This window comes from Niallia taxi, from assembly GCF_004005475.1.
GTDB lineage: Bacteria > Bacillota > Bacilli > Bacillales > Cytobacillaceae > Niallia > Niallia taxi.
Genome location: NZ_RZTZ01000058.1, coordinates 1 through 868, shown reverse-complemented (window position 1 = coordinate 868; position 868 = coordinate 1). Strand labels below are relative to the sequence as shown.

Annotated in this window: 2 tRNA genes and 2 rRNA genes; all 4 read right to left on the bottom strand. The window is 47.1% G+C overall.

From position 1 onward, the window contains the following. Positions 1-292: ribosomal RNA gene (locus EM808_RS28395) — 23S ribosomal RNA — on the bottom strand; the annotation flags it as partial. A 229-nt stretch (positions 293-521) separates the two neighbouring features. Continuing rightward, positions 522-597, bottom strand: a tRNA-Ala gene (locus tag EM808_RS28390). 25 nt (positions 598-622) lie between these two features. Continuing rightward, positions 623-699: transfer RNA gene (locus EM808_RS28385), tRNA-Ile, on the bottom strand. Positions 700-780: 81 nt separating this feature from the next. Continuing rightward, a 16S ribosomal RNA gene (locus EM808_RS28380) occupies positions 781-868 on the bottom strand; the annotation flags it as partial.

Genomic DNA, 868 nt, shown 5'->3' with positions numbered 1-868 from the left:
AGAGGCAAGCCTCTTGGTTTGGGCTAATCCCGTTTCGCTCGCCGCTACTAAGGGAATCGCGTTTGCTTTCTCTTCCTCCGGGTACTTAGATGTTTCAGTTCCCCGGGTCTGCCTTCAGTTACTCTATGTATTCAAGTAACGATACTATCCCATTACGGATAGTGGGTTTCCCCATTCGGAAATCTCCGGATCAAAGCTTACTTACAGCTCCCCGAAGCATATCGGTGTTAGTCCCGTCCTTCATCGGCTCCTAGTGCCAAGGCATCCACCGTGCGCCCTTTCTAACTTAACTTGTTTTCGGCTAAAGATAAACTTCGCATTTCTTTGTCAGCTTCTTCGCTGTGCTCCTCACGTACTCTCGTACGCTCCGGTGCTCACTCCGTCGCTTCCTCGACCTGCTCGTTTCTCTTTACCCTCAATTTCTCTAATAATTAGAGAATCTAAGATGGCGATTACTCGGTTTTATCTTGGTTTTTCTTCTATATGATTTAGTTTTCAAAGAACAAAAGAACAAAAAAAATTGGTGGAGCCTAGCGGGATCGAACCGCTGACCTCCTGCGTGCAAGGCAGGCGCTCTCCCAGCTGAGCTAAGGCCCCGTATTTAATATTTCTTTTCATTATATGGTGGGCCTAAATGGACTCGAACCATCGACCTCACGCTTATCAGGCGTGCGCTCTAACCAGCTGAGCTATAGGCCCATATAAGAAAGCATTGCTCTCTCAAAACTGAACAACAAACTGTCAACAATCTATGAATGGAATAAATCCATTTTTCCTTAGAAAGGAGGTGATCCAGCCGCACCTTCCGATACGGCTACCTTGTTACGACTTCACCCCAATCATCTATCCCACCTTAGGCGGCTGGCTC